The following is a 24,273-nucleotide window of genomic DNA, read 5'->3' on the forward strand; positions in this document are numbered from 1 at the left end:
CTTTTCCGTTGTGCTATTCCTGCAATAGCAGCTCGAGCTGCTCCACCCGGCCCCGCAGCTCCTGCTGCTGGCGCACGAAATCGAGCAAGGCCGCCAGCAGCACGCGGCTCGGCTTTTCTTTCTCGAGCTCCTCCTCCAGCAGCACAACCGCCTCCTGCAGCTCCGTCTTGCGGGCATTGGGCACGGCCAGATCATGAATCGTCGTCAGCATCGTCTGCAGCAAGCGAGCCCGCTGCTCCCCTACCGGCGGCTTCACACCCGTTGCTCGACAAGTCACGTAGTTATGCGTAATCGAGGGCTCGAGAATCGGTTTTGCTTTTTTCTGCATGATGCCTGCCGCCATCTCATCCATCCGATCCACAATGAATTCGGAGGCGTAATCCAAATCAAACGGACTGTTCACGATGACAGGCAGCATGACGTACTGCTTCATAATTCCCGTATACAATGCGACCAGGTCCCAAATGTGCGGCTCCAGCGCAGGACCGTACGCTCTCAGCAGCAAATCCCGGTTGAATTCCATCATGCAAGCTTTGATCCGTTGGGAAAATCCAGCGAACTTCCCGCTCTCCATCGATGGCGGCAAATCTTGAAACTCTTGAATACCCGAACGAAACTCCAAGTAGGAGACGAATTGATGCTTCGTTTCGCGGACCATCCGCTCCTTGGGGGAAAGGGCAGGATCCTCCCGAATGAGTCTCGCTTGCTCCTGCAAGTTGCGAATTCGACTGTCATAGACCTCGATCAATAAGTCCTCTTTGGACGGAAAAAACTTATACAGCGATCCTTTGGCAATGCTGCAGTCGTTCGCAATGTCTTGGATGGATGTGGCCGAATAACCTTTCTCCGCGAAGAAACGGGCAGCCGAAGTCAATATCTTTTGCCTAATTAAACTCACCGGATTCCCCTCGTTTCAAAAAAAGATTGACAGCAAGCCTGGAATTGTTGAAAATAATACTATCTTTCGCGACCGATGGGTTTTCCAAAAAAACCACGAGTCACGAAAATCCGCACAAGTGCAAGCACAGTTCTATTGTAAATCATTTGTGATAAAAAATCATGGAGAGAAGGTTCACCAATGTCTCAACCCACACCGAATGCGGCTGCCGCTCAGCCTTTTTCGATGAAAGCCATTATCGCCCCGCTCCTCGCCGTTATCGTCGGAATGATTATGGTCATCCTCGACAGCACCGTCGTGAATGTGGCGCTCGCGGGGTTCCAGAAGGAATTCGACGCCTCGCTCAATACGACTCAATGGACGTTTACCGCCTACACCTTGGCACTGTCTGCCGTTATCCCGCTAGCGGGTTGGATGACCGACAAGTTCGGTTCCAAGCGGATCTTCCTCCTTACGATCCTGTTCTTCACCCTTGGCTCCGTCCTGTGCGGCGTGGCGCAGTCGATCGAGCAATTGATCCTGTTCCGCGTCATCCAAGGACTCGGCGGCGGGATGGTCATGCCGATCGGGATGGCGATTATTTTCCGCCTCGCTCCGCCGGAACGCCGCGGCGCCGTCATGGGCACGCTTGGTATTCCGATGCTTCTCGCTCCGGCGATCGGCCCGGTTCTGTCCGGCTGGCTGATCGAGAACGCCACCTGGCATTGGATCTTCCTGATCAACCTGCCGATCGGGATTGTGGGTCTGATTATCGGCATGAAATATTTACCGAACTTCGAGAAGAATCAGAAGCCGCCGGCGCTGGACGTGCTCGGCATGATTCTCGCGCCGATCGCCTTCTCGAGCCTCGCCTACGGCGTCAGCGAAGGCGGACGCGTCAGCTGGACCGCCGACACGGCGCTGACCGGCTTGATCATAGGCGGCGTGGCGCTGCTGTTGTTCATCATCGTCGAGCTGCGCCACAAGCAGCCGCTGCTCGAGCTGCGCGTGTTCCGCTCCTCCGATTTCACACGCGGCATTCTGCTCACTTGGATCGTACAGATCGCGTTGTTCGGAGCGATGATTCTGGTGCCTGTGTTCCTGCAGACGATACGGGGCTACACCGCGTTCGAGACCGGCTTGATCATGCTGCCGCAAGCGTTAGGCTCCATGCTGTTCATGCCGATCGGCGGCCGCCTGTTCGACAAGATCGGCGCCCGGCCCCTCGCGCTGGCCGGCTTTACGGTCATCTCGACCGCGTTGTTCTTGTTCTCGCTCGTCGATCTCGACACGCCGCTCTATATGATCCTGCTGCCGCTGTTCATGGTCGGCTGCGGCATGGGGCTGTCGATGATGTCGCTTAACACGCATGTGTTGAACGCGGCGCCGAGGCGCCTCGTGAGCCGCGTCACGCCGCTGACGACCGCCGCGCAGCAAGTCGTCACATCGTTCGCGGTAGCCGGGCTGACCGGCTTCCTGACGACCCGGACGACGGACCGGATCGCCGATGCCGGGCAAGGCGCCAATCCGATGGAGTCCGCCATTGCCGCCTACGGCGATACATTCCTGCTCGCGATGAGCCTCGCGATCACCGGCATCGCGCTGGCGACGATTCTGCGCAAGCCGAAGCCGCTGCCGGAGGATCTCGCCGCCGCCAAGCCGGCTGACGCCGAGCAAGGCAAAGCTGCGGCTATGATGAGCCATTAAAAACTAGAGAAAAGCTCTCCAGTACTGATATACGGGAGAGCTTTTAACTGACCTGGAATGTAATGTCCAATGCACCTAGCACCTGGCTAATGCTTTAGTTCTGTTGAAGAGTTAAAGAATTCAATCTGTTAGGATAAGAAAAAGACGCCCTTACAATAGGCGTCTTTTTCGCGGAAGAAGAGCACAGGCAATTCTTCCGATTTTTAATACAGGCCATTGCTCAGGCAACCCCTGTATTTAAGGTTAGTATGGATCAACTCGCTCGAGATATGCATGTCTTCTTGCAAGAGAATAGCACAGGCAATCCTCTAAAAACAAAATGTGTGAAAGCACAGGCAATCAACACATATATATTGTATTATACCCCTCTTCGTAAGTCAACAGAGGCTATGGAACAATTCGCAATCCAAACGTCGCTGTCTGATCACAATATCCAGTATAAAGTAACTGTTCAATGACACTTATTAAATTCCCTGTACGTTGCACATATCCTGCAGTTAATTTTCTATTGAGCGAATTCGGAAGTAAGTCCGCTAACTGAAGTCCAGGAATATTATCTGCCTTCAATGGGAAGTTGATTGTTCCGACCCGACTCTGAAAGGTGGTTCGATCGTAAAAAAGTGTGCCATTCGCTTTCAGATGGTAAAAGTGCTGCTGCAACTGTTGATCTTTTTGCTGAGGTAAAGGATTAGAAGATTCAACAAAAACAGTTCCGAATCCGTCGTTCTTATCCAAAAAATGTATGAAGTTCTCGAGAATAATTTGCAAGGCCACTGCATAGCCGTCACGACAGCGGCCATACATCTGACTATATTTCCGCTCATGCACACAAACTGCAAAAATCGGTGGATTTAGTTCAACAAGCAACGCGGCGATTCGAGTCCAAAATTCCTCTTTCTTTTCACGGTTTTGAAACACCCGAAACGGGGTACTCCCGCGTGCATCGTTAATATCCTTCTCGTGAATAATGACTGACTTGTCGTTGAAAAAATCATATTTCAGTCTTTCCAACATTGGAATAAGTTTTTTCTCGTAATCTTCATTTGCAACCGCCAAGCCAACCAATGAAAAATGGTCAAAATGCCCACCAGTATGAATCTCGTCAAGAAACAATGTGTATTGTTTCACAAATGCTCCCCCCTCTCCCTTTTTCTATATATGAGTCCTTGACTGCTTTTCTGCAATCTATCAAGGTTGTCGAAATTCGACACACCATTATGAAAGTATGATTCGTGGGCTGATTCCATTTATTGTAGATCACCCGAGTGTAACAATAGCATGCTTTCTGCAAACTATCAAACTTAAACTTGAAAGCAAGGGCTGTTATTTGAAATTTTGAAAAAAAGAAAAAGCCATCGAATTTCCCGATGACCTTGACTCCAAAGAAAAGACACTATTGCTTACTGTTACAATATATAATTATCTACAACAACCCCATCTCACGGCCGGCGACCTGCAAGGCGCCCAGCGCATGATCGAGATCTTCCTTCGTATGCTTGGCCGTTACGATGAAGCGCACACGGCCTTTGTCCATCGCTACCGTCGGGTAGACGATGCCTTGGGCGAAGACGCCTTCGCGCAGCAGCAGGTCCGAGAACTGCATCGTCCGGGCCGGATCGCCGACGATGACCGGCACGATCGGCGTCTCGCTGGCGCCGGTGTCGAAGCCGAGCGCTTGCACTTGACCGCGGAAATAGGCCGCGTTCGCCCAGAGCTGCTCGATCAGCTCGCCGCTTTGCTTCAGCACGTTGATCGCCGCCAGGCATGTAGCCGCCACCGATGGAGGCGCCGAGGTGCTGAACAGGAAAGGACGCGCTTTCTGGATGAGGAAGTCCTTGAGCACTTGATCGCCGGCGGCGTAACCGCCAACGGCGCCTACAGCCTTAGACAGCGTGCCGACTTGGATGTGCACGCGGCCATGGAGACCGAAGTGGTCGGTCGACCCTTTGCCGTTCCTGCCGAGTACGCCGCTCGCATGGGCATCGTCCACGTACACGATGGCGTCGTATTTCTCCGCCAGCTCCACAATGGCCGGGAGCGGCGCGATGTCGCCGTCCATGCTGAACACGCCGTCGGTGACGACGACGCGTTTGTCGTAGCCTCCGCATTCCTTCAGCACCGCTTCAAGCTGGTCCATGTCCTTGTGCGCGAATATTTTCCGATGCGCCTTGGTGAGCCGAATACCGTCGATGATGCTGGCATGGTTCAGCTCGTCGCTGATGACGACATCGTTCGAACCGAGAATCGTCATGCAAGCCTGATTCGTCGTGAATCCGGACTGGAAGACCAGCGTCGCTTCCGTGCCTTTGAACTTCGCGAGCTCCAGCTCCAGCTCATTATGGATGTCGAGCGTCCCGGTAATCGTACGCACGGATCCGCTGCCGACGCCATATTTCTCGATTGCCTGGATGGCGGCGGTCTTCAGATCGGGATGATCGGTAAGCCCAAGGTAGTTGTTCGACGACATCTGCAGCACGCGGCGGCCGCCGATCGTCATCCAAGTGCCGGAGCCGCTTTCCCAGACCGAGATATTGCGGTAGCGTCCATCCTTCTTCAATTGCTCCAGCTCGTTACGTAGTGAATTCCAATTGGCCATAATCGATTGCCTCCCCGTTTCGAATGCGCACTGCCGGATCGTTCGCGAGCGTATCGTGCAGGAAGACAACTTTGCCGCATTGGCCGGATGCCATCAGGTCGAACGCTTCCTCGAATTGATCGAGCGTGAATGTATGGGTGATGAGCGGACGCAGATCGATCCGCTGTTGATCGAGCAAGCCCTTCAACTGGTACCAGGTCTGGTACATCCGACGGCCGGTAATCCCCTCGATGCGCAGCCCCTTGAAAATAATATGGCGCGACAAGTCGAGCGATACCTCGCGGGTCGGGATGCCGAGCAGCGAGACGCGCGCCGCCGGTGCCGCCGCTTCGAAGGCGCCGCGAATCGCGTCCGGGTGGCCGGACATCTCGAGGATGACCTCGACGCCTTCGCCGCCCGTGCTCGCCATGAGCGCCTCGGTCAGCGGCGTCTCCGCGCTGTTCACAACGCGGTCGGCCCCCATCTTCTCGGCAAGCTTCAGCCGATAGGGGTTGATGTCGACCGCGATCACAAGGCCTGCGCCGCATGCCTTGGCTACGGCTACCGCCATAAGGCCGATCGGCCCTGCGCCGATGACGGCGACGGATTTGCCGACGATATCGCCGGACAGCACGGTTTGCACCGCGTTGCCGAGCGGATCCTGCAAGCAGCCGAGCTCGAACGGCATGTCCGGAGCGTTGTGGATGACGTTCGACGCTTTCACGACGCAGTATTCCGCGAAGCAGCCGGGAGCCGTAATGCCGAAGCTGCGCGTATTCGGACATACATGCGCGTTGCCGGTCCGACATGCTTTGCACAAGCCGCAGACGATATGGCCTTCGCCGGATACGTGATCGCCTACGCGAACATTGGTCACCTCGCTGCCGATTTCCTCGACGATGCCCGCGAACTCGTGACCGAATACGTTTGGCGTCACAACCGTGCTTTCCGCCCAAGCATCCCATTTATAAATATGCACATCCGTGCCGCAAATCGACGTCGCCTTCACCCGAACGAGCACCTCATCCGGACCGCAGCGGGGAATCGGAACCTCCTTGAGCACCGCCTTGGGCGCTCTTTGATCCTTGACCAGCCCGATCATCGTCCCCATTTGTTCAAACCTCCCTACACGCACGACCTGTTCACTATGACATCCATTTGTGCGTTATCATATACTTATACTTTATATTATACATACGTGCGTTATAATGTACATAGTTCTTTTCCATCGTTCTCCTGATTAATGTCTCGTCTTGCACACCGAATTATCCTGATGTATTCTAAAGCCTAAAGCCACTTTACCAATGTGCCCGGGAGGCCAGCATGGAACTAGAGCACGAGCAGATTCATAAGAAAATCGGAAGAAGCCTGCAGGCGATCCGCAAAGCAAGGTCGCTCAGTCTCGACCAGGTGGCCGACTTGACCGGCGTCAGCAAAGCGATGCTCGGCCAGATCGAGCGCGGCGACTCGAATCCGACGATTTCGATCCTGTGGAAGATCGTGAACGGACTTCATATTTCCTTTACATCGTTAATCGAAGAAGACACGCCGCAGGTCAACCTGTTTCGCTTCAAGGACGTGGAGCCCTTCGAGGAGGAGGACGGCCAGTATCGTGCGTTCCTGATGGTTCCTTTCGATCAGAAAAGGCAGTTCGAGATTTACACGGTGGAGATGGAGGAAGGCTGCAGCCATACGTCGGAGCCTCATAACGAGGGGGTCGAGGAGTACATTCTCATGACTCAGGGCGAGCTGGAAGTGACGTTTCATCAGGAAACCTACGTGCTCAGCGACGGAGACGCCATTCATTTCTCGGCCGACCAGCCGCATACATACCGCAATCTGGCGAAGTCGAAGACAATGTACCATACGATCATAGTGTATCCGGCTGTGTAGTTTGGGGAGAGGCGAAATAAGATGATGCGGGATCGTTATTTTCGTGGAACGAGCGACTTTCGGGGAAATAAGGGGTTTTCGGAGCATTATTGCACCAACTGAACTCAACGACCAAAGACCTGATCGGTGAACTTCCGATCAGGTCTTTCTTTCGTGGCGGCTAAAAATCCAGATTACCAGTCGATCTCCTCATACTTCCGGTACACGCCAGTAGTCAGCTTCGATTTCAGGACGTTGAACGCCGCCAAGTCGTTGACGACGACGCCGACGGTTCCTTTGCGGTTGCGGACCGTCGTGATGAAATCCAGCAGCAGGCGCAAGCCCTCCTCGTCGTTGATCGGCTCCCAGAGGTCGAACACGAACTTCGTGCTGCGAAGGTACAGCATCCCTTGCAGGCAGGCATGGAAGTGAGCGAGGTTCGTGAGGTTCACATGCCGCTGCATAATCATCACCACTCGGCCATCCTTCACGCCGATCTCGAACGGCATCGCCATCAGCGCGGGCGCCTCCAGCTTGAGGGGCTCGCGTTTTTTGCGCTCCTCCGCCGCCTTCTCTCTGGTCTCCGCCACGATCTGCTGCTTGCGCTGCTGCGCCGCTTCCTGCAGCGGTGTCAGACCGATGACCGACTCGAACACTTCCTTCACTTTCTCATCGGTGAACGGCTTGACGATGTAATGCCGGGCGCCCAGCTTAAGCGCGTCGTACACCATATTTTTTTGTTCCACGGATGTGATCATAATGATGATGACCGAAGAGCTGATTTGCCGGATATGCCGCACCGCCTCGATGCCGTTCATCCCGGGCAGGTGAATGTCCATTGTAATGAGATCGACCGGGCGCTCCTTGAATTTCTCCACGGCGTCGCGGCCGTCCACCGCCTCCATCACGACCTGATGGCCCAATTGTTCCAAAATGCGGGTCAGGCTGCGCCGAATAATCGGCGAGTCGTCTACGATCATAATGTTTGCCAAGCGAATAGCCTCCTATTCTTGAATCGGCAAGCGGAACCGGAAAACCGTCCCCTCTTGCTCCGTGCTCGTTACCATGATGGTGCCGCCTAGCTCGACTACGGTTTGGCTGACGGCGGATAAGCCGACGCCTCGGCCGTATTCCAGGCTGACGGTACGACGCGTGCTGAATGCATCCTCGAAAATGTACTTCAGCTGCTCCTCCGTCGACTGCGCATCGAACGTCATCGCAGACGCGCCTCGCTGCAGCGCGATCTCGCGGATGCGAGCCAGGTCGATCGGCCGGCCGTCATTGAAGATCGTCAGCGTGAGCCAGCCGTCGGCCGTCTCGAACTCGCAGCCGATACGTCCCGCGACCGGCTTGCCGCCGGCCGCCCGCTCCTCCGGCTGCTCAATGCCATGAACGACCATGTTCTGGAACACGTGAATGAGCGATCGTGTAAAGCGAGAATAGTCGTCCGGATTGACGAGCAATTCCGGCCCTTCTATCGCGACCGGCGCAATCGTCTTGCCCGACTGCCGCGCCAGCCGTTCCACATGCTGCGGGTAAATGCGCAGCAGATCGGCGAACGGCACGAAGCGCAGCTTCTTCAGCAGCGGTAGGATGACCGCCGCCTCCGGCTCGGCGAGCAGATCCTCGACCGTGCGTTCCAGTTGGAGCAGGCGATCCTTCTCCACCGTGACCGTCTCCGCTTCCTGGTCGAATTGCTCACCCAAATACTCACGTAGCACCTGCAAGTCTTCCTCCAGCCAATCAAGCGGCTCGAGCTGCTCCAGCCATTCTCGGAACAGCTGAATCCCGAGCGCCGGGTCGGATTCCGACTGGATACCACGGTTCACCCATTCCGCCACGTCAGTCTCCCACTTGTGAAGCTTCTCCACGATGGCGATGAATTGCATTTGCGAAAAATTGCCCTTGAACGTATGAATTTCACGCAGCAGCGCAGACGCCAGCTCGCTGAACGGGGGGCTGCCGCGAAGCAAGTCCGGAATTCCGCTCTGCACGAAGTCCCGGAAATCGTGCACGAGCTCTTTGAAATCCTTATAAAACGTTACGGTGCGGACGACGAGCTTGAGCAGCTGGCGCTCCTGCTCCATAGCGTGCTCCAGCCGCCGCTCATGGCTCACGTCGGACAGAATGACCATGAGGCGGCCGATGGCGGGGCGGGTATCGGAAGTGCCTTCGCCCGGCAGCGCGACCGCTGACGGAGCCGGTGCCGGCAAACGCCGGAACTGCAGCTTGATCGTCTTGCCGTCGATGACCGCCTCGTCCGGCAGCAGCGACAGCAGCACTTCGGCCTGCAGCTCGTCCTCCTCCTGGATGACGTCATGCAGCAGGGAACGCAGGAATTGACGCTCGCCCGAGTCCGCTGCGATCAGCTCGGGCAGTTCCTCTCCTTCGATCCGGCCGCCGAAGATACGCACGCATTCCGAGCTGTATTCGCCTTGCACGAGCAGCGACTCGTCGATCGACAGGAAGCCTTGGCCCGCATAGTCGAGCAGGCGGCGAATCGCTTGCGTCCGCTCGACGACCTTCTCCTCGAGCGAGCGGTTCCAGCGGCCGAGCTGCAGGTGCAGACTGACCCGAGCGAGCAGCTCGCCCTGTGATACCGGCTTCGTCACGTAGTCGTTCGCGCCGGCGTCGAAGCCCTCGATCAGATCGGCGACCTGGTTCTTGGCCGTCAGCAGCAGCACCGGCAGCCGGCTCTTCGGCGCGATCTCCTCGCGGATGCGCGCGCACAGCTCGAAGCCGGTCATACGCGGCATCATCACGTCGAGGATGATCAGATCCGGCATAAGCCCTTGCTGGAGCAGCTCCATCGCCTGCGGCGCGCCCGCCGCCTGTACGACGCGGTAGGCGCCGCCCGACAAGTAATGGCTCAGCACCTGCAGGTTGATCGGCTCGTCGTCGACGATCAGGATGCAGGCGGAGCGGGCCGCAGCATTAGGCGGCGCCGCCGCCATTTCCACGGTCTCCGTGGCGCTGGCAGCGGCGGCTTCCGGGTTGGCCTGCAGCCGGTTCAGGAAGTTCGTCATCCGCTCCGCCCGCGATTCCTCCTGCTCGGCCGGCTCGTCGCTAGCTTCCAGCGTGAACCGGAAGCAGGAGCCGCGCCCCGGCTGGGACTCGACCGACAGGTCGCCACCGTGCAGCTCCACCAACCGCTTCGTAATCGACAGCCCCAGCCCGGTCCCTCCATATTGGTTGGAGATGGTGACGTCGGCTTGCTCGAACGATTCGAAGATTGATTTCTGGCGATCCGCCGCAATGCCGATCCCCGTATCCTCCACGTCGATCCGCCATTTCGTCCCCGCTCGCTCGGCGCGGACGCGCACATGGCCGTTTTCCGTAAACTTCACCGCATTGCCGATCAAGTTGTACAGCATTTGCTGCACCCGATCCTCATCCGCCAGCACGATGCAATCTGCGGGTATTTCGTTCAGGAAGGCTAACGTCTTGCCTCGCATAAGCGGCCGGAGCATCGCCATCACGACCTCGACCGCCTGCCGCATGCCTATCGGCTTCAGGGTGAGCGGGATATCCTCATGCCGCAGCTTGGAAAAATCCAGAATGTCGTTGACGAGGCTCGCCAGCCGTCTGCCGCTCGACGCGATCAGGTTGATGTCCCGTTTGGCCGATTCCGGCAATTCTCCCGCCACCCCGGCGGCCAACGACTCGGACAAGCCGATAATACCGTGCAGCGGCGTCCGCAGCTCATGCGACGTATTCGCGAGGAAGTAGTCCTTCAACTCATCCATGCGGCGCAAATCTTTATTTTTCTCCTCGAGCTGGACCGCTTGAAGCTTCATCTCTTTATACACATTGGAATATTCGCGGATCAGGTGGAAGCCGAAATACAAAATCATAAACACGAAGGAGAACCGTTCGCCGTTGCGAATCACCGTGTGAAGGACGGTTTGGGAAATGCCCCAATGGTCGCGGAGCCATTCGGCCAGCAGCCTGAGCGGAAGACCGAGCGCGCTGAGCAGGAAAAAGACCGAGAAGCCGATAGCGAACAATCTCGCCCCGGAATCCACTCCTTTTCTCACGAACGGAGCGATCAGGAACAGACAGCCGAAGCACACAAGCATGTAGCCGATGCCGTACCACGGGGTAAGCCAGGTTAGATAATCGATATATAAATCCTCGAAGCCGTGTTTGATCGCCACGATTACCAGGCTGCCGACCAGGATGGCCGTGCCGAATCGGTTGATCCAGTTATGAAGCCGAGTATGGATAATCTGGTTGAAATAGCGGGTGAACACGAATCCGGTTAAGCCGAACAGCGGTTCCCTCAGGTAGAAGGAGTAGATGGGAAAGCTGCCGATCAGCGACAGGCTCTTGAATTTGAGCAGCATATTGAAGCTGATGAATAAGGCGAATAAGGCAAAGTAGAGGTTGCTCGGTTTGTCGCGATTGACGAAATAGAGGATCAGCGCCACGAGACCCATGACGAAAAACAGGAAGAAGATGCTGATTTCCACCCATTCCGACCGCACCATTCCGATCGCAAGACCTGCCCGGTCTCCGGCCACGATTTTGCCCAGTTGATTCGAGGCCATCGGGGAGTACACGCGCATGAACAGCTCGTGCTGCAAATATTCGCGAGGCAAGTCGACGAAGATCGGCACGACCGGCCTCAGCTCGAACGTATCTCGCGTCATGCCGCCGTATTGGGCGACCAGCACGTTGCCCGCGTACAGCTCGAAGCTGTAGTTCGCACCGAGCAGCAGGAAAGTGACGCCGGCGGGGTTCTGGAGGAGGGAGCGCCCTCTAATCCATATGTAATCGTTCGGCCAATAAAATTGGCTGGCTCTATCGAACTTCACCATGGGGCTCCAATCCGACCGGGTAGCGCTTAGGTTCTCGGGACGGGTCCATTCCCGGATGCCGTCGTCCCCGATTGCCGAGTCCCCAAGCTGGTAGCTGTTCCATACAATGTTGCGCTCCGCAGCCGGCGGTTTGCTGTCCGGGGGCGCCGACGGATCGGCCACGAAACCCGACTGCACCTGCGTGGGACCGCCCGGCTCTTGATTCGGTCCGCCCCTGGACTGGCTGGAAGGCGGTGACGGCGCTGTGGCCGGTGGCGTAGAGCGTCCCGAGCCCGACAGGCCTTGCTGGCCAGGCTGGCCGCCAAGCCCTACGCCAACGCCGGGTTGGCCTTGACCGGTCTGCTGCCCCGGCTGTTGGCCCTGCGGCTGACCCATCTGTTGGCTGGGCAGCTGGCCGCCGGCTTGCCCCAAGCTTACGCCGGCCGGAGGTCCGGCTTCCGAGCAGCCCGCCAGGATAGTCGTTGCTAACAAGACTACGGCTATCGCCGATAGCCAGCCTTTCTTAAGCCGCATTTTTCGGCCACCCTTCCTTGTCTATAGGGAATCGTCGAGTTCCGTCCCGTTTGCATTCCCATTGTACCAAAAGCCCTACAAGTCCCAATGGGTCTCAGGATACTTTTATGCAGCCGCTGTGGCGAGCTTTCAACCCTTTCCTCACGTTCGAGCTCTACACAGGCTAAGCTTGCCTTGCCCCGGCATCCTGCGCCCATTGCTTGAGCAGCCTGTCGGCCGGCAGGAAAACCGCGAGCAATCCGACTAGCGGCATATAAGCGCATAGCTCAATGACGAACTTGATCCCGTACGTATCGGCCAACGCTCCCAAAGCCGCCGCACCTAATCCTCCGGCTCCGAAGGCGAGCCCATAGAACATCCCCGAGACGGCACCGATGTTGCCGGGCAGCAGCTCCTGCGCGTACACGACGTTGACCGAACCGCTAGACATAATTGTGAACCCGATCACGATTAAGAACACGATGCTCGTCGTCAAGTTCACGTAGGGCAGCAGGAACGCAAACGGCAGCGCGCCGAGGATCGAGAACCAGATCACGTTCCGCCGCCCCCAACGATCGGCCAGCGGGCCGCCGAAGAATGTCCCGACGGCGCCGGCCCCGAGGAAGGCGAACACGCACAGCATCGCTTGTTCGGTCGGCAGCGCGAACTTCTCCATCAAGTAGAACGCGTAGAAGCTGGAGATTCCCGCCAAATATGCCATCTTGGATGTAATGATCAGCATCAGTATCGTAATCGCGGCTCCGACGCGCCTGCGATTGGCCAGCCTCTTGCTGCTGCCGGCTTGGGTGCTCTTGCTTTTCGCCTTGCGCGGCTGGAGCGTGAGACGCTGCCCGTACCAGCGCGCCGTGTAGACCTGGATGCCGAGCGCCAGCAAAGCGAGCAGGCTGAACCAGAGGATGCCGGATTGCCCGAGCTGGACGAAGACGAGCGCCGTCATCACGGGTGCCAGCGCTTGGCCGGCATTGCCGCCGACCTGGAAGATGCCTTGGGCGAGGCCGCGCCGGTCCCCCGCCGCCAAGTAAGCGACCTTCGCCGACTCCGGGTGGAACACGGAGGAGCCGACGCCGATCAGCACGACGGCAGCGAGCATCATCCAGAAGCCGGGCGCGAGCCCCATGCCGATCACGCCTATCAACGTGGCGACGACACCGAGCGGCAGCAGCAACGGCTGCGGCTTCCGGTCGCTGTACAAGCCTATGGCCGGCTGCAGCACCGAGGCGGTCACGTTCAGCGCCAGCGCCAGGAAGCCGAGCTGCTTGTAAGAGAGCGTGAGCGATTCCTTGATGATCGGGAAGATGGCGGTGACGACCGATTGGATCGTGTCGTTCAGCAGATGCACCATGCTGACTGCCAGTAGGATGCTGAACACGGTGCGCGACGGGTCCGCCGGCGGCCGGTCGGCTGCTGTATGAGAAGCAGTAGCCGTCAAGCCGTTATTTATTGAGAGATCTTCATTGTCACTCCGTTGTTGCATTTCATTCGCCTCTTTTCAGTAACTCCTGCTGGAATGGTCCTATTCGCGCCGAGTTGATCGGTTTGGACTCTGTCTCCATAAGAATAACGTTACGGCATAACGCTATTTCAATGACCGAGCTCATTTCCGACGAAATAGCGTTACGGGATAACGTTATCCGGATGCGAGCAGCCGATTTCGCGTGGATTTGGAGCGAATAGCGTTATCCCATAGCCTTATTTTCCATCAGTCGCACATTTTCGCTGGAATAACGTTATGGGATCACCTTATTCACTCGCGAGCGGCTTCAACACGCTTTAGCTGCAGCTCCGAATGCGCCGCATGCAGCGTCTGGCAAACCCCGTCCGACCACACTTCGATCGCCGCCTCCGGCTCCTCCGCCAGCAGCAGGCGAATATTCGCCTGGAGCGCCCTGACCGCCCAAGGGTGCCACAGCGCGAACGGCGGCAGGAACAAATACCCTCCGCGGGGCTCTCCAACCGCGACATAGCGGCCCTCATGAATGCACATCGCCATCAAGCCGCACACGAGCGCCGCTCGCTCCTCATGATCGCGGCGCGTGGCGGACGCGATCCGCCCCCAGAACGTCGGGTGCTCGCTCCACCGGCCGACGTAAGGCTTGAACCGCTCAAACAGCCGGACAGCCGGCGCGATTGCGTAGTCGTACAGCTCGTCGAACTTCTGCCGCGACACTCCGGGCAAGGCATCGAAGACAGTCGGCTCGAGCAGCAGCCCCATCACCGCGTTCGGAAACGATTCGACGATGTTTTTGGCGCCGGCCACCTTCGGAATCGGCAGATGCTCCCGCACGCGCCCGGCGAACTGGGATAGCGCGTCCCCGCCGGAGCGACGCAGCGCCAAGCCGTGGCCGTAGTGGCTTTCGCCCGGCTTACAGCGGGTGCGGAACTCGCCCTTCACGAAAAGCCGCTCGCACAGCCGGCGCTCCAGCGACAGCTCGTACTCCGGATACATCCCCGGCAAGAGCGGTCCGTCTACTACGAGCAAATCGAACAACTTACCGCGCTCATAGAACGCATTTCGGCTGATGAAATCGAACGAGCACCGGCCATCTCGATGTGCAGACGGCGTCAGCCAGAGCAAGCCGGTCGATTCGGTCAACCGGGAAAAGCCACAATCGATGCCGGCCAAATATGGCTCCGTCACACCGGCACCTCCTCGTAATGGATGATCATTACTCTATGTTATCGGCGGCAATCCCCCAATTCTGAATGGCGCGCCGCAACTCCTCCTGCTCCACGATCGCTTCCGCTTCGTGAAACAAAAAACTGACCGCCCCCGTATCCACAAGGGCAGGCCAGTCTGTTCATAACCCATTTAGAACGCGATGCGCTCCTCCAAGAACGCCTTCAGCTCGCTGATCGGCAGCCGGGTTTGCTCCATTGTATCGCGGTCGCGCACGGTCACCTTGCCGTCCGTCTCGGACTCGAAGTCGTACGTGATGCAGAACGGCGTGCCGATCTCGTCGTGGCGGCGGTACCGCTTGCCGATCGAGCCGGACTCGTCGTAGTCGACCATGAAGTGTTTGCCGAGGTCGGCGAATACCTGCTGCGCGCCTTCGGACAGCTTCTTGGACAGCGGGAACACCGCCGCCTTGTATGGCGCCAGCGCCGGGTGGAACCGCAGCACGACACGGCTGTCGTCGCCCTCCAGCTGCTGCTCCTCGTACGCGTCGATCAGGAACGCGAGCGTGACGCGGTCGGCGCCAAGCGAAGGCTCGATGCAATACGGAATGTAGCGCTCGTTATTGTCTTGGTCGATATAGTTGAAGTCTTCGCCGGAATGCTCCATATGCTGCTTCAGGTCATAGTCGGTGCGGTCCGCGATGCCCCACAGCTCGCCCCAGCCGAACGGGAATTTGTACTCGATGTCCGTCGTGGCGTTGCTGTAATGCGACAGCTCGTCGTCGGAGTGGTCGCGCAGGCGGATGCTGTCCGGCTTCACGCCGAGGGTGAGCAGCCATTGATGGCAATAGTTGCGCCAGTATTCGAACCACTTCAAGTCCTCGCCCGGCTTGCAGAAAAATTCCAGCTCCATCTGCTCGAACTCGCGCGTCCGGAACGTGAAGTTGCCCGGCGTGATCTCGTTGCGGAAGCTTTTGCCGATCTGGCCGATCCCGAAAGGCAGCTTCTTGCGCATCGTCCGCTGCACGTTCTTGAAGTTGACGAAAATGCCTTGCGCCGTCTCCGGACGGAGATAAATCTGGTTCGTGCTCGACTCCGTCACGCCCTGGAACGTCTTGAACATCAGGTTGAACTGGCGGATGTCGGTGAAGTCCTTGCTGCCGCAGTCCGGGCAGGCGATGTTGTGCTCGCGGATCAGGTCCATCATCTGGTCAAACGACAAACCGTCGACTACCATCTCGATGCCCTTGGCGTCCAGCGCGTTCTCGATAATTTTGTCCGCCCGATGGCGGGCTTTGCACTGCTTGCAATCGATCATCGGGTCGTTGAAGTTGCCTACGTGGCCGGAAGCCACCCAAGCTTGGGGATTCATCAAAATGGCGGCGTCCAGACCTACGTTGTAGGGCGATTCCTGGATAAACTTTTTCCACCAGGCCTTCTTGACGTTGTTCTTCAGCTCGACCCCAAGCGGGCCATAATCCCATGTGTTGGCGAGACCGCCGTATACCTCGGAGCCCGGGAAGACGAAACCTCTGTGTTTGGCCAACGCGACTACTTGATCCATTGCGACACTCATTGCTAGCCTCTCCTTTTACATGGAAAATGGGTTGCTGTCGCCGACCGCTCGGACGCAAGACGCAAAAAAAGCCCGCATCCACTAAGCATGATCGACATGCCTAGGGACGGGAGCTTCTCACCCGCGGTTCCACCCTAGTTGACGCCCGTACGAATCCGCCTCATGCAGCAGGCCGAATGGCCGGTACGTCCACCTTGTTCGTTTTACAGCTCCAGGCCGCCTTTTCCCCGAACGCTCGCCCCGGGCTTTCACCGTCCCCGGATCGCTATGCAGCAAGGTCGCAACAGGTACTATTCACCCTTCACAGCCGTACATCATTCAGTTGTGCCCTATTGTACAGAAATTTACGGTAAAAAGCAATGTGCGCGCGTCAAGATGGGCTTAGCGGAGATTTTGCCAATGCGTCCACAGCTCCGGCGGATTCAGCTCGTACACCTCCTGCTCGCGGTACATGAACTGGTGCATGATGAACTCGCGGCGCAGGGTGGCGAAATCGTCGTGGAAGCCTTTGATAAACAGGTTGATCTCCTTCTCCGTGTACTTGCGCCCTCGCTCCAACTGCGACACCATATGCTCCAGCACGATCAGCTTCTTCTTGAGCTGGGCCGGGATATGCTTGAGCCTGCCTTCGGCGGTGATGAAATTGCGCAGCACGGACTGCTCGAGCCTGGATTGCTGATCTTGATCTTGATCTCGGTCTAGTGAGGCTGCAGGCTGGTCGGATTGGCGGGCAGTGGCCTTATTGTTGTCCATGGCGATCGGGTTGTCTCCTTTCTTGTAGATCCTATCCGTCAGCGCGGTGGCGTGGGCCTTCAGAAAGTAATGGTTCAGCGAAAAATAAATCGTGTTCTTGTCGCGCCGCTCATGGATCAAACTCACCTCCCGCAGCTTAGCCGCGTGGTGGGTGATCGTCGCCGTCGAGAGGCACAGCTTCTCGGCCAGCGCCTGACCGTTCCATTCTCCATCGGCCAGCAGCAGCAGCATGCGAACGCGGGTCGGGTCGGCCAGCGCCTTGTGGTAGTTGACGATTTTATCTAATTGCATGGGCTTCGGCACCTCTTTAAACATTTATCTAATTAGATAGTAATCAAATTTATTGTGGGTGTCAACAGGCTACTCGCCCAGGTTCGCGAGACGCTCCGTGCTGCGGCGCTTCCGATATAGCATTTTCCCTGCCTCAGCCACCGATCCGCCTAATATCGACCGCCAGCATGAACAAACCTCCGATGCCGGTAGTCATCAGCCGAACTGTTACTCGAAACGGACTAATTGTGCTGGAATCGACGGTGGCGCGGAAACGCAAAAAAGAGCCCGCCAAGTCCGGCGGACTCTTATGTATGCTGTTGCAAAGGCGCCGCGTGTTACGAGCTGCCCATCTTGCGACGCATGCTGTTCGGCTTGTTGACGTTCTGGCTCTGGTTCTTCATAGCCGGCCCGTTGTTGAACCCCGACTTCTGATGGGATGCCCCGCCGCCCTGCTGCGCCTGCTTCTTCTGCGCCAGCATCGCTTTGGCCGCTTCCGCCAGCGACTTCTTCTTCGGTTCTTGCGATTCCGTCATTGATCTCACCTCGCTTAAGGATGTACGGATGGGAATGGTGCTCTTGTCCTTCCACTGTATCGCGAATCGGCAGCGAAAACAAGTGCGTAAATCGTTATGTCCAAACGTTCGCCTGCCGAAATCGCTCCGTTGCGGCCTGTACTTCGATTTGCGATAATGGCTGTAGCATGAGCTCTACATACGGAGGAGGAACCCCCTTTGAATACCAACCCTAACACCCGCACATATGCCTACATCGGCTCTTACGCGGAAGCCGGCACACCGGGCTTGTACGCTTGCGGCTACAACACGGAAACCGGTGAGCTGACGCTGATCGACCAGACGGACATCCTGCAAAATCCAACCTTCCTCGCAATCGACGCACCGGCTAAAAGGCTCTACGCCATCACCGAGGAAGCGGACGCGACCGGCCAACGAGTCGGGGCGGCTGCGGCGTTCTCCATCGACGAAGAGAGCGGGCGGTTCACGCTGCTGAACAAGGCGGTGACGGTGGCGTCGCCGACTTGCCACATTGCGCTCGACGGCACGCGCCGCCATCTGATGGTCGCCAGCTACCGCGGCGGGATGATCGGTCTGTCAGCCGTGGAGCCGGACGGGCGTGTCGGCGCGTCGTCCGACGTGCGCCAGCATGCCGGAGGCAGCGTCCGCCCCGTGCAAAATCAACCCCACCCGCACTCCGTGTTCCCGGATCCGGCGGACCGCTATGCCCTCGTGCCCGATCTCGGGCTGGACCGCATTCTCGTCTACAAGCTCGATCTGGCGAACGGCAAGCTGCTTCCGCATAGCGAAGCATACCTGGAGCCCGGCGCAGGGCCGCGGCATTTTGCCTACCATCCCTCGCAGCGATATGGCTACGTGATCAACGAGCTCGATTCGACTGTGGCGGCATTCGCCTACGACGGGGAGGCGGGCACGCTCCGCAAGCTGCAAACGGTGTCCACGCTGCCGGACGGCTACGAGGGCTCCAGCGCCTGCGCGGACATTCACATCTCGGCGGATGGCCGCTACCTGTACGGCTCGAATCGAGGCCACGACAGCATCGTCGTTTATCGGATCGATGAGTCCGCAGGAACGCTAACGCTCGTAGAGCATACATCCACACGCGGCGGACATCCCCGCAACTTCGCGCTGTCGCCGGACGGACGTTTCCTGCTGGCCGCCAACCGCGACGGCAACAATGTAGTGACCTTCGCCCGCGACGCCGAGACCGGCCGCCTGCAGCCGACCGGCCACGAGTTGAAGCTGTCCAAGCCAGTATGCGTTAAGTTTCTGACCGTGTAGCCGCTATCAGCCAATGAGATGGCAAGCGAGCTGACAGATCGCATGTTTTTATAATAGACGGGGTAAAACCGAGCCGATATAATGAAGGTAGATTCGTATGGAAAAAACTTGATGCTCGAGGTGTCGCTCGGAATGAAGGTTCTTATTATCGAAGACGATCCAATTTTCGGGGATATGCTGAGCATGTATTTGGTCGAGGAGCAATTCGAGGTGCTGCGGGTCGACACCGGACAAGCCGGTCTGAACGAGCTCCAGCAGCTCCGACCGGACATGATTCTGCTCGATCTGGTGCTGCCCGATACGGACGGCATGAAGCTGTGCGCCGTCATTCGCGAGCTGTCGAACGTCCCGGTGATCATCATCTCGATGAACGCGGATGTCAGCCGCCGCATCCAAGCGTTGACGGCCGGCGCCGACGATTACATGTGCAAGCCGTTCAGCATGCAGGAGCTCAAAGCCCGGATGCTGGCCATCGGCCGGCGCGCCCATATCGCCCCGCTGGCCTTCGCCCAGACGGCCTCCGCCCTATCGCCTGCGCCGACACCCGCACCGCAATCGCCATTGCCTTCAGCTCTGCCTCCGGCCGTTACTGCGGCCTCGCCGCTGCAGTCTGCGGAGCGCATCCGACTAGACTTGGAGCGCCGCTCGGTTTACATCCGCGAAGAGCTCGTGGAGACTACGTTCTCCGAGTTCGAGATCATGAAGCTGTTCTACCAGCATCCTGGCAAGGTATTCAGCCGCGACGACCTGATCAACTCCATTCGGGGCATCGACTCCTACGTAAATGAGCGGTCGATCGACGTGCATGTCACGAACCTGCGCAAAAAAGTGGAAGACAATCCGAAACAACCCCGCCATATCAAAACGGTATGGGGGATCGGCTATAAATTTATGTATCCGTAATAGCAGAGAAGCCTTCGTCCCGACCACGTGATTCACGTGATCTGGCGAAGGCTTCTTTGGCGGCGATTATTGCGGCGCGTCCTTGAAGGGCCGCATCAGCGGTTTGGGGATCGCGGTCTCGAACCGCATCGCCTTGCCGGTCGTCGGATGGGTGAAGGCGAGCACCCGCGCATGCAGCCCCAGCCGGCCGATGGAGGCGCTGCGCGCTCCGTACTTCTTGTCGCCGACGATCGGATGGCCGATGTCCTCCATATGAACGCGGATCTGGTTTTTGCGTCCGGTCTCGAGCGTCACGTCCAGCAGGGTGAACTGCTTGTTCGAGAGCCGCACCTTGTAATGCGTCACGGCGTGCTGGCCGTCGTTCGGCGTCGGGCTGGAGTACATTTTCAGCGTTTTGCTTTCCTTGAGCCAGGAGCTGATCGTGCCTTCCGGCTTCTTGACCAAACCTTCGACAAGCGCCGTGTACGTCCGCTCCTTCACGATCGTCTTCCAGTTGTCCTGCAGCTGCTGCTGGATGCTCTCGCTCTTCGCAAAAAGCATGACGCCGGACGTGTCCCGGTCGAGCCGGTGTACGATAAATATACGGGCGTTTGGGTCTTGGCGGCGCACATGCGCCGTCAGTTGGCGGTACGCCGTCACTTCCTTCTCCTGCTCCGTGGCGATCGACAGCAGGCCTGCTTCTTTCTGCACGACGAGCAGGTCGCGGTCCTCGTGCAGAATCTTCAGCCCGACGAGCGGCGCCTCTTCGGGTGCCGCTTTGCCCGCGCTGACGGCAACCGTATGCCCGGGAAGCAGCTCGTAGTTGTAGGCCGTGACAGCCCGGCCGTTCACGCTCACTTGGCCGCGCGCGAGCATCGCCTTCACGCTGTTGCGGCCCTCGCCCTTCAGCGCCTGCAGCAGGAACGCGAGCAGCTCGCCCGGCGCCTGCACCGTGTAGCGCTTCGCCGGCGCCGACGGCGTTCGGCCGCGGCCTGGCGGGCGGCCAGCGGGGCGGGCTCCGGCTGGAGCGGTCCCACCGCGTGTGCCGGCACCTGCCGGAGCGGCCCTGCCCTGCGTGCGGGCCGCCGCGGCCCCGCCGCTAGCGCTTGCCCGCGCAGCGCCACCGCCGCTGTTGCGGCTGCCCGTCCGCGCTGCGCCTCGCTCGGAGCGCTCCGGACGCGGACGCGTGCTGTACTCCTCCACCGGCTGCCGGGTTGCCCCGGTCCGCGGTGCGCCTCGACCGGCTGATTTCCCTGCAGCAGGTGACGCGTCCGCTTGCCGGTCGCGGCTTCTAGCCGGACGACCGCCGGTAGCGCTGCCGGAGCTGCCCGCTGCTCTCGGTTGGCCTGATCTCGGTTCGCTTGATCTCGGTTGGCCTGATTTCGTCTGCTTACGCATGTCCATTCTCCCTCCGCTGGCGCGTGGCATCCGCCGGGAAGACGAGCCCGATCTGCTCCCGCGCTTCGTCCAGCAGCTCCATGACGGTCTGCGCCCGAGCATGCGTGTTCACCTCGGACTCCGCACGACCTTCCCTGACCAGCTGTACGAACTCCCGCACTTCATACTGCATCGTCACCGGCGACTGCGGAACGGTCACATCCTCTACCGTTCCGTTCCGGTACATAATCTCGACCTTTTTCGGCTGGCTGACGCCTTGGACGAGCATCGTCGCATTCTCCCCTTGAATTTCCACCGGCAAATTAGAATCCGTTATTTTCGAATACATCAGCACCGCTTCCATCCCGTCGTACTTGAGCAGCATGCTGCCGGCCCCGTCCACGCCCGAATCCAGCATAAACGCTTCCGCCTGGATGCGCTGAGGCTTGCCGAACAGGTTGATCGCCGGATAGATGCAATAGACGCCCAAGTCCATCAGCGCTCCGTTCGAAAATTGAGGGTCGAAAGCGTTCAACACAACGCCTTGCTTGTATGCGTCGTAGCGGGATGAGTACTTGCAGAAGCTGGCGAAATAACGGCGCACCGGACCCAGCTTATGCAGATTGTCGCGGATCGCCTGAAAATTCGGGATCAGCGTCGTCTTCATCGCTTCCATCAGCACGACGCCGTTGCGCTGGGCGGCCGCCAGCATAGCCTCTACTTCCTCAGCATGGGAGGCAAAAGGTTTTTCGCACAGCACATGTTTGCCGCCGTCCATACAAACGATTGACTGCGACGCGTGCAGCGACGTCGGGCTCGCTATGTACACCGCATCGAATTGGTCGCTCTCGGCAAATTGCCGCAAATCCGTGTATCGATAAGGGATGTCGTACTTGGAGCCGAACTCGGCGGCCCGATCCTCCGTACGGGAGTACAAGCCGGTTACCGTCACTTCGCCATCCAGCTCCCGGACCGCCTTGAGAAACTCCTCCGTTATGAAATTCGTTCCAATGATGCCGAATCTGATCATGCATATTTTCCTTTCCCTAATATGGATTCATTGTACCCCCTAAACGATCCGGGCTCAAGCCAGTCCGCCGATGTCCTCTCTTGCTGATGAAACATTAGAGAGTAGAATTTCGTCTATTGGGGTAATAGTAACCATACCTGCACACCGCTGGGAAGAAACGGAGGAGCTGCCATGGACCGCATCCATCAAAAAAAACCTTTGCATCAGCCCTTATTCGCCTCTATGCGTTGGCTTACGCTGGCGCTCTTGATTGTGGTCACGATACTGTCCGGCTGCAAAAGCTCAACGCCGGAATCCTCGGACGCCACCGTGACGCCGACGATGTCGGGCTCGCCGTCCTCGTCGGCCACGCCTGCGGGCAGCGCAACCCCGGGCAGCGGCGGCACGGCTTCTCCGTCGCCAGGCTCCGGCGGGTCCGTTCCCGGCGGCTCGTCGCCGCTCGACAACACGACCGGCCGCGTAACCGCGGTGCGGCTCATCGATCCGCAGGCCGGCTGGACCGGCGGCGACGGCTGGATCTCGCGTACGGAGGACGGCGGCAAGAGCTGGACGAAGCAGTATCAGGGCAAGGGTATCGTGCAGCAAATATTCGCGCTGAACGGGAAAAGCGCCTGGGCGGTCATCAGCCCCGACGCGGCCAAGCCCGATCAGCGCCAGCTGCTGCACACCGCCGACGGCGGCAAAGTCTGGTCGGCCGTCGGACCGATGCCGAATGCCGCTTTCCTGCACTTCGTCTCCGAGTCGGAGGCGTTCAGCGGCAATGCGCATTCGACGGACGGCGGCAAAACTTGGACCACCCTGAAGGTGCCGGGCGGCATCGCCGGCGACGCCAACTTCCATGACAAAGCGAACGGCTGGGCTGCGGTCAACGGCGCCAACACGATCGAAGTGCATCGCACCGTCGACGGCGGCGCCACTTGGGAAAAGGTGCTGTCCCGTGCGACCTCGGTGCCGCTCACCGGCGCGGTCATCCGTTCCGCCGGAAAGGGCGACGCCTGGGTCGAGGCGGTCGGCGAATCCGGCATGAGCCAGACGTCGTACTCGCTGTTCCACACGACGGACGGCGGCAAAAGCTGGCAGCCGGTGCTGGCCAACTCCACAGCCGGTGGCGGTCCTGCGCCTGGTTTCCCGATGGACTACTACGGCGGGCCGCAGAACAACGGCGCCAAACCCGGGCCGCTCTATGTCGTCGATCCGCAGACAGCGTTCCTCGCCGGCTATTGCCCGGCCTGCGACAAGCCGAACTCGATCGGCTGGACGAAGGATGCAGGCAAGACGTGGGTGAACGGCAAAACCGAGATCGGCGGTTTCGTAGGTTCACTGCTTGCCATGGCCGACGCGAACAAAGGCTGGTGGATCGGCACCGACCTGACCGAGCCGTCCGTTATGTACACAACCGCCGACGGCGGCGCGAGCTGGACGAAGGTGTTCACCTTCGACAAGCCGAAGCAGTAGCTGCGGCTGAAGAGGGAGTTAGTCACTTTCTGCACTAACTCCGCTCAGACGCGGCACTTGGGCTGGCAGTTGGTCACCTTTTGCACTAGCTCGGCTCATTGGCGGCACTTTAGCTGGGAGTTAGTCACTTTTT

At 58.6% G+C, this 24,273-nt stretch carries 18 protein-coding genes; 5 read left to right on the plus strand and 13 right to left on the minus strand.

The features are described 5' to 3' along the window. Positions 1-13 precede the first annotated feature (13 nt). Positions 14-898 carry a TetR/AcrR family transcriptional regulator gene (locus tag PKO02S_RS19355; protein WP_127585486.1) on the minus strand — a complete coding sequence of 295 codons (885 nt, stop codon included), beginning with the start codon at positions 896-898 and terminating at the stop codon, positions 14-16. A gap of 180 nt (positions 899-1,078) precedes the next feature. Between PKO02S_RS19355 and PKO02S_RS19360 the strand changes: the two genes are divergently transcribed. Continuing rightward, on the plus strand, positions 1,079-2,584 hold the full coding sequence (locus PKO02S_RS19360) for a DHA2 family efflux MFS transporter permease subunit (RefSeq protein ID WP_127585487.1): 1,506 nt from the start codon (positions 1,079-1,081) through the stop codon (positions 2,582-2,584). 387 nt (positions 2,585-2,971) lie between these two features. Here PKO02S_RS19360 and PKO02S_RS19365 read toward each other — a convergent pair whose 3' ends face one another. The 3 genes from PKO02S_RS19365 to tdh all read right to left on the minus strand — a co-directional run bounded on the left by PKO02S_RS19365 (position 2,972) and on the right by tdh (position 6,270). Beyond that, positions 2,972-3,712 (minus strand): DUF3800 domain-containing protein, encoded by a 741-nt coding sequence (locus PKO02S_RS19365; protein WP_127585488.1) that lies wholly within the window; start codon positions 3,710-3,712, stop codon positions 2,972-2,974. A 295-nt stretch (positions 3,713-4,007) separates the two neighbouring features. Beyond that, positions 4,008-5,180, minus strand: coding sequence for a glycine C-acetyltransferase (locus PKO02S_RS19370; RefSeq protein ID WP_127585489.1), 1,173 nt, complete (start codon positions 5,178-5,180; stop codon positions 4,008-4,010). Continuing rightward, positions 5,155-6,270 carry an L-threonine 3-dehydrogenase gene (gene tdh / locus PKO02S_RS19375; RefSeq protein ID WP_127585490.1) on the minus strand — a complete coding sequence of 372 codons (1,116 nt, stop codon included), beginning with the start codon at positions 6,268-6,270 and terminating at the stop codon, positions 5,155-5,157. Before tdh ends, PKO02S_RS19370 begins: the two co-directional genes overlap by 26 nt. A 212-nt stretch (positions 6,271-6,482) precedes the next feature. Between tdh and PKO02S_RS19380 the strand changes: the two genes are divergently transcribed. After that, positions 6,483-7,052, plus strand: a complete 570-nt coding sequence (locus tag PKO02S_RS19380) for a helix-turn-helix domain-containing protein (RefSeq protein ID WP_127585491.1) — start codon at positions 6,483-6,485, stop codon at positions 7,050-7,052. A gap of 173 nt (positions 7,053-7,225) precedes the next feature. Here PKO02S_RS19380 and PKO02S_RS19385 read toward each other — a convergent pair whose 3' ends face one another. The 7 genes from PKO02S_RS19385 to PKO02S_RS19415 form a co-directional block, all read right to left on the minus strand. After that, on the minus strand, positions 7,226-8,023 hold the full coding sequence (locus tag PKO02S_RS19385; RefSeq protein WP_127585492.1) for a response regulator: 798 nt from the start codon (positions 8,021-8,023) through the stop codon (positions 7,226-7,228). 12 nt (positions 8,024-8,035) lie between these two features. Then, positions 8,036-12,364: an ATP-binding protein gene (locus tag PKO02S_RS19390; protein ID WP_127585493.1), complete on the minus strand. Its 4,329-nt coding sequence runs from the start codon at positions 12,362-12,364 to the stop codon at positions 8,036-8,038. A gap of 163 nt (positions 12,365-12,527) precedes the next feature. Beyond that, the gene (locus PKO02S_RS19395) at positions 12,528-13,838 is read right to left on the minus strand and encodes an MFS transporter (RefSeq protein WP_127585494.1); all 1,311 of its coding nucleotides are present in this window, start codon (positions 13,836-13,838) and stop codon (positions 12,528-12,530) included. Positions 13,839-14,108: 270 nt separating this feature from the next. Beyond that, on the minus strand, positions 14,109-15,002 hold the full coding sequence (locus PKO02S_RS19400) for a hypothetical protein (protein WP_127585495.1): 894 nt from the start codon (positions 15,000-15,002) through the stop codon (positions 14,109-14,111). A gap of 171 nt (positions 15,003-15,173) precedes the next feature. Next, complete coding sequence (locus PKO02S_RS19405) at positions 15,174-16,556, minus strand: glycine--tRNA ligase (protein WP_127585496.1); 1,383 nt, start codon at positions 16,554-16,556, stop codon at positions 15,174-15,176. 381 nt (positions 16,557-16,937) lie between these two features. Then, positions 16,938-17,600 carry a metalloregulator ArsR/SmtB family transcription factor gene (locus PKO02S_RS19410; RefSeq protein WP_127585497.1) on the minus strand — a complete coding sequence of 221 codons (663 nt, stop codon included), beginning with the start codon at positions 17,598-17,600 and terminating at the stop codon, positions 16,938-16,940. A gap of 317 nt (positions 17,601-17,917) precedes the next feature. After that, positions 17,918-18,115 carry a hypothetical protein gene (locus PKO02S_RS19415; protein ID WP_127585498.1) on the minus strand — a complete coding sequence of 66 codons (198 nt, stop codon included), beginning with the start codon at positions 18,113-18,115 and terminating at the stop codon, positions 17,918-17,920. Positions 18,116-18,313: 198 nt separating this feature from the next. On the opposite strand from PKO02S_RS19415, the gene PKO02S_RS19420 reads away from it, so the two are divergent. Together PKO02S_RS19420 and PKO02S_RS19425 are read left to right on the plus strand one after the other, a co-directional pair. Beyond that, positions 18,314-19,396 carry a lactonase family protein gene (locus tag PKO02S_RS19420; protein WP_127585499.1) on the plus strand — a complete coding sequence of 361 codons (1,083 nt, stop codon included), beginning with the start codon at positions 18,314-18,316 and terminating at the stop codon, positions 19,394-19,396. A gap of 132 nt (positions 19,397-19,528) precedes the next feature. Further along, positions 19,529-20,299, plus strand: a complete 771-nt coding sequence (locus tag PKO02S_RS19425; protein WP_127585507.1) for a response regulator transcription factor — start codon at positions 19,529-19,531, stop codon at positions 20,297-20,299. A gap of 66 nt (positions 20,300-20,365) precedes the next feature. Here the strand turns inward: PKO02S_RS19425 and PKO02S_RS19430 are convergent, their stop codons facing one another. Further along, the gene (locus PKO02S_RS19430) at positions 20,366-21,481 is read right to left on the minus strand and encodes an RluA family pseudouridine synthase (protein WP_373865222.1); all 1,116 of its coding nucleotides are present in this window, start codon (positions 21,479-21,481) and stop codon (positions 20,366-20,368) included. A 187-nt stretch (positions 21,482-21,668) separates the two neighbouring features. Continuing rightward, positions 21,669-22,685, minus strand: a complete 1,017-nt coding sequence (locus tag PKO02S_RS19435) for a Gfo/Idh/MocA family protein (RefSeq protein WP_127585501.1) — start codon at positions 22,683-22,685, stop codon at positions 21,669-21,671. A gap of 171 nt (positions 22,686-22,856) precedes the next feature. Here PKO02S_RS19435 and PKO02S_RS19440 point away from each other — a divergent pair, with 171 nt between their 5' ends. After that, complete coding sequence (locus PKO02S_RS19440; protein WP_246067136.1) at positions 22,857-24,140, plus strand: WD40/YVTN/BNR-like repeat-containing protein; 1,284 nt, start codon at positions 22,857-22,859, stop codon at positions 24,138-24,140. The last annotated feature ends 133 nt before the right edge of the window (positions 24,141-24,273 follow it).

It is taken from the genome of Paenibacillus koleovorans NBRC 103111 (assembly GCF_004000845.1).
Classification (GTDB): Bacteria; Bacillota; Bacilli; order Paenibacillales; family NBRC-103111; genus Paenibacillus_AA; species Paenibacillus_AA koleovorans.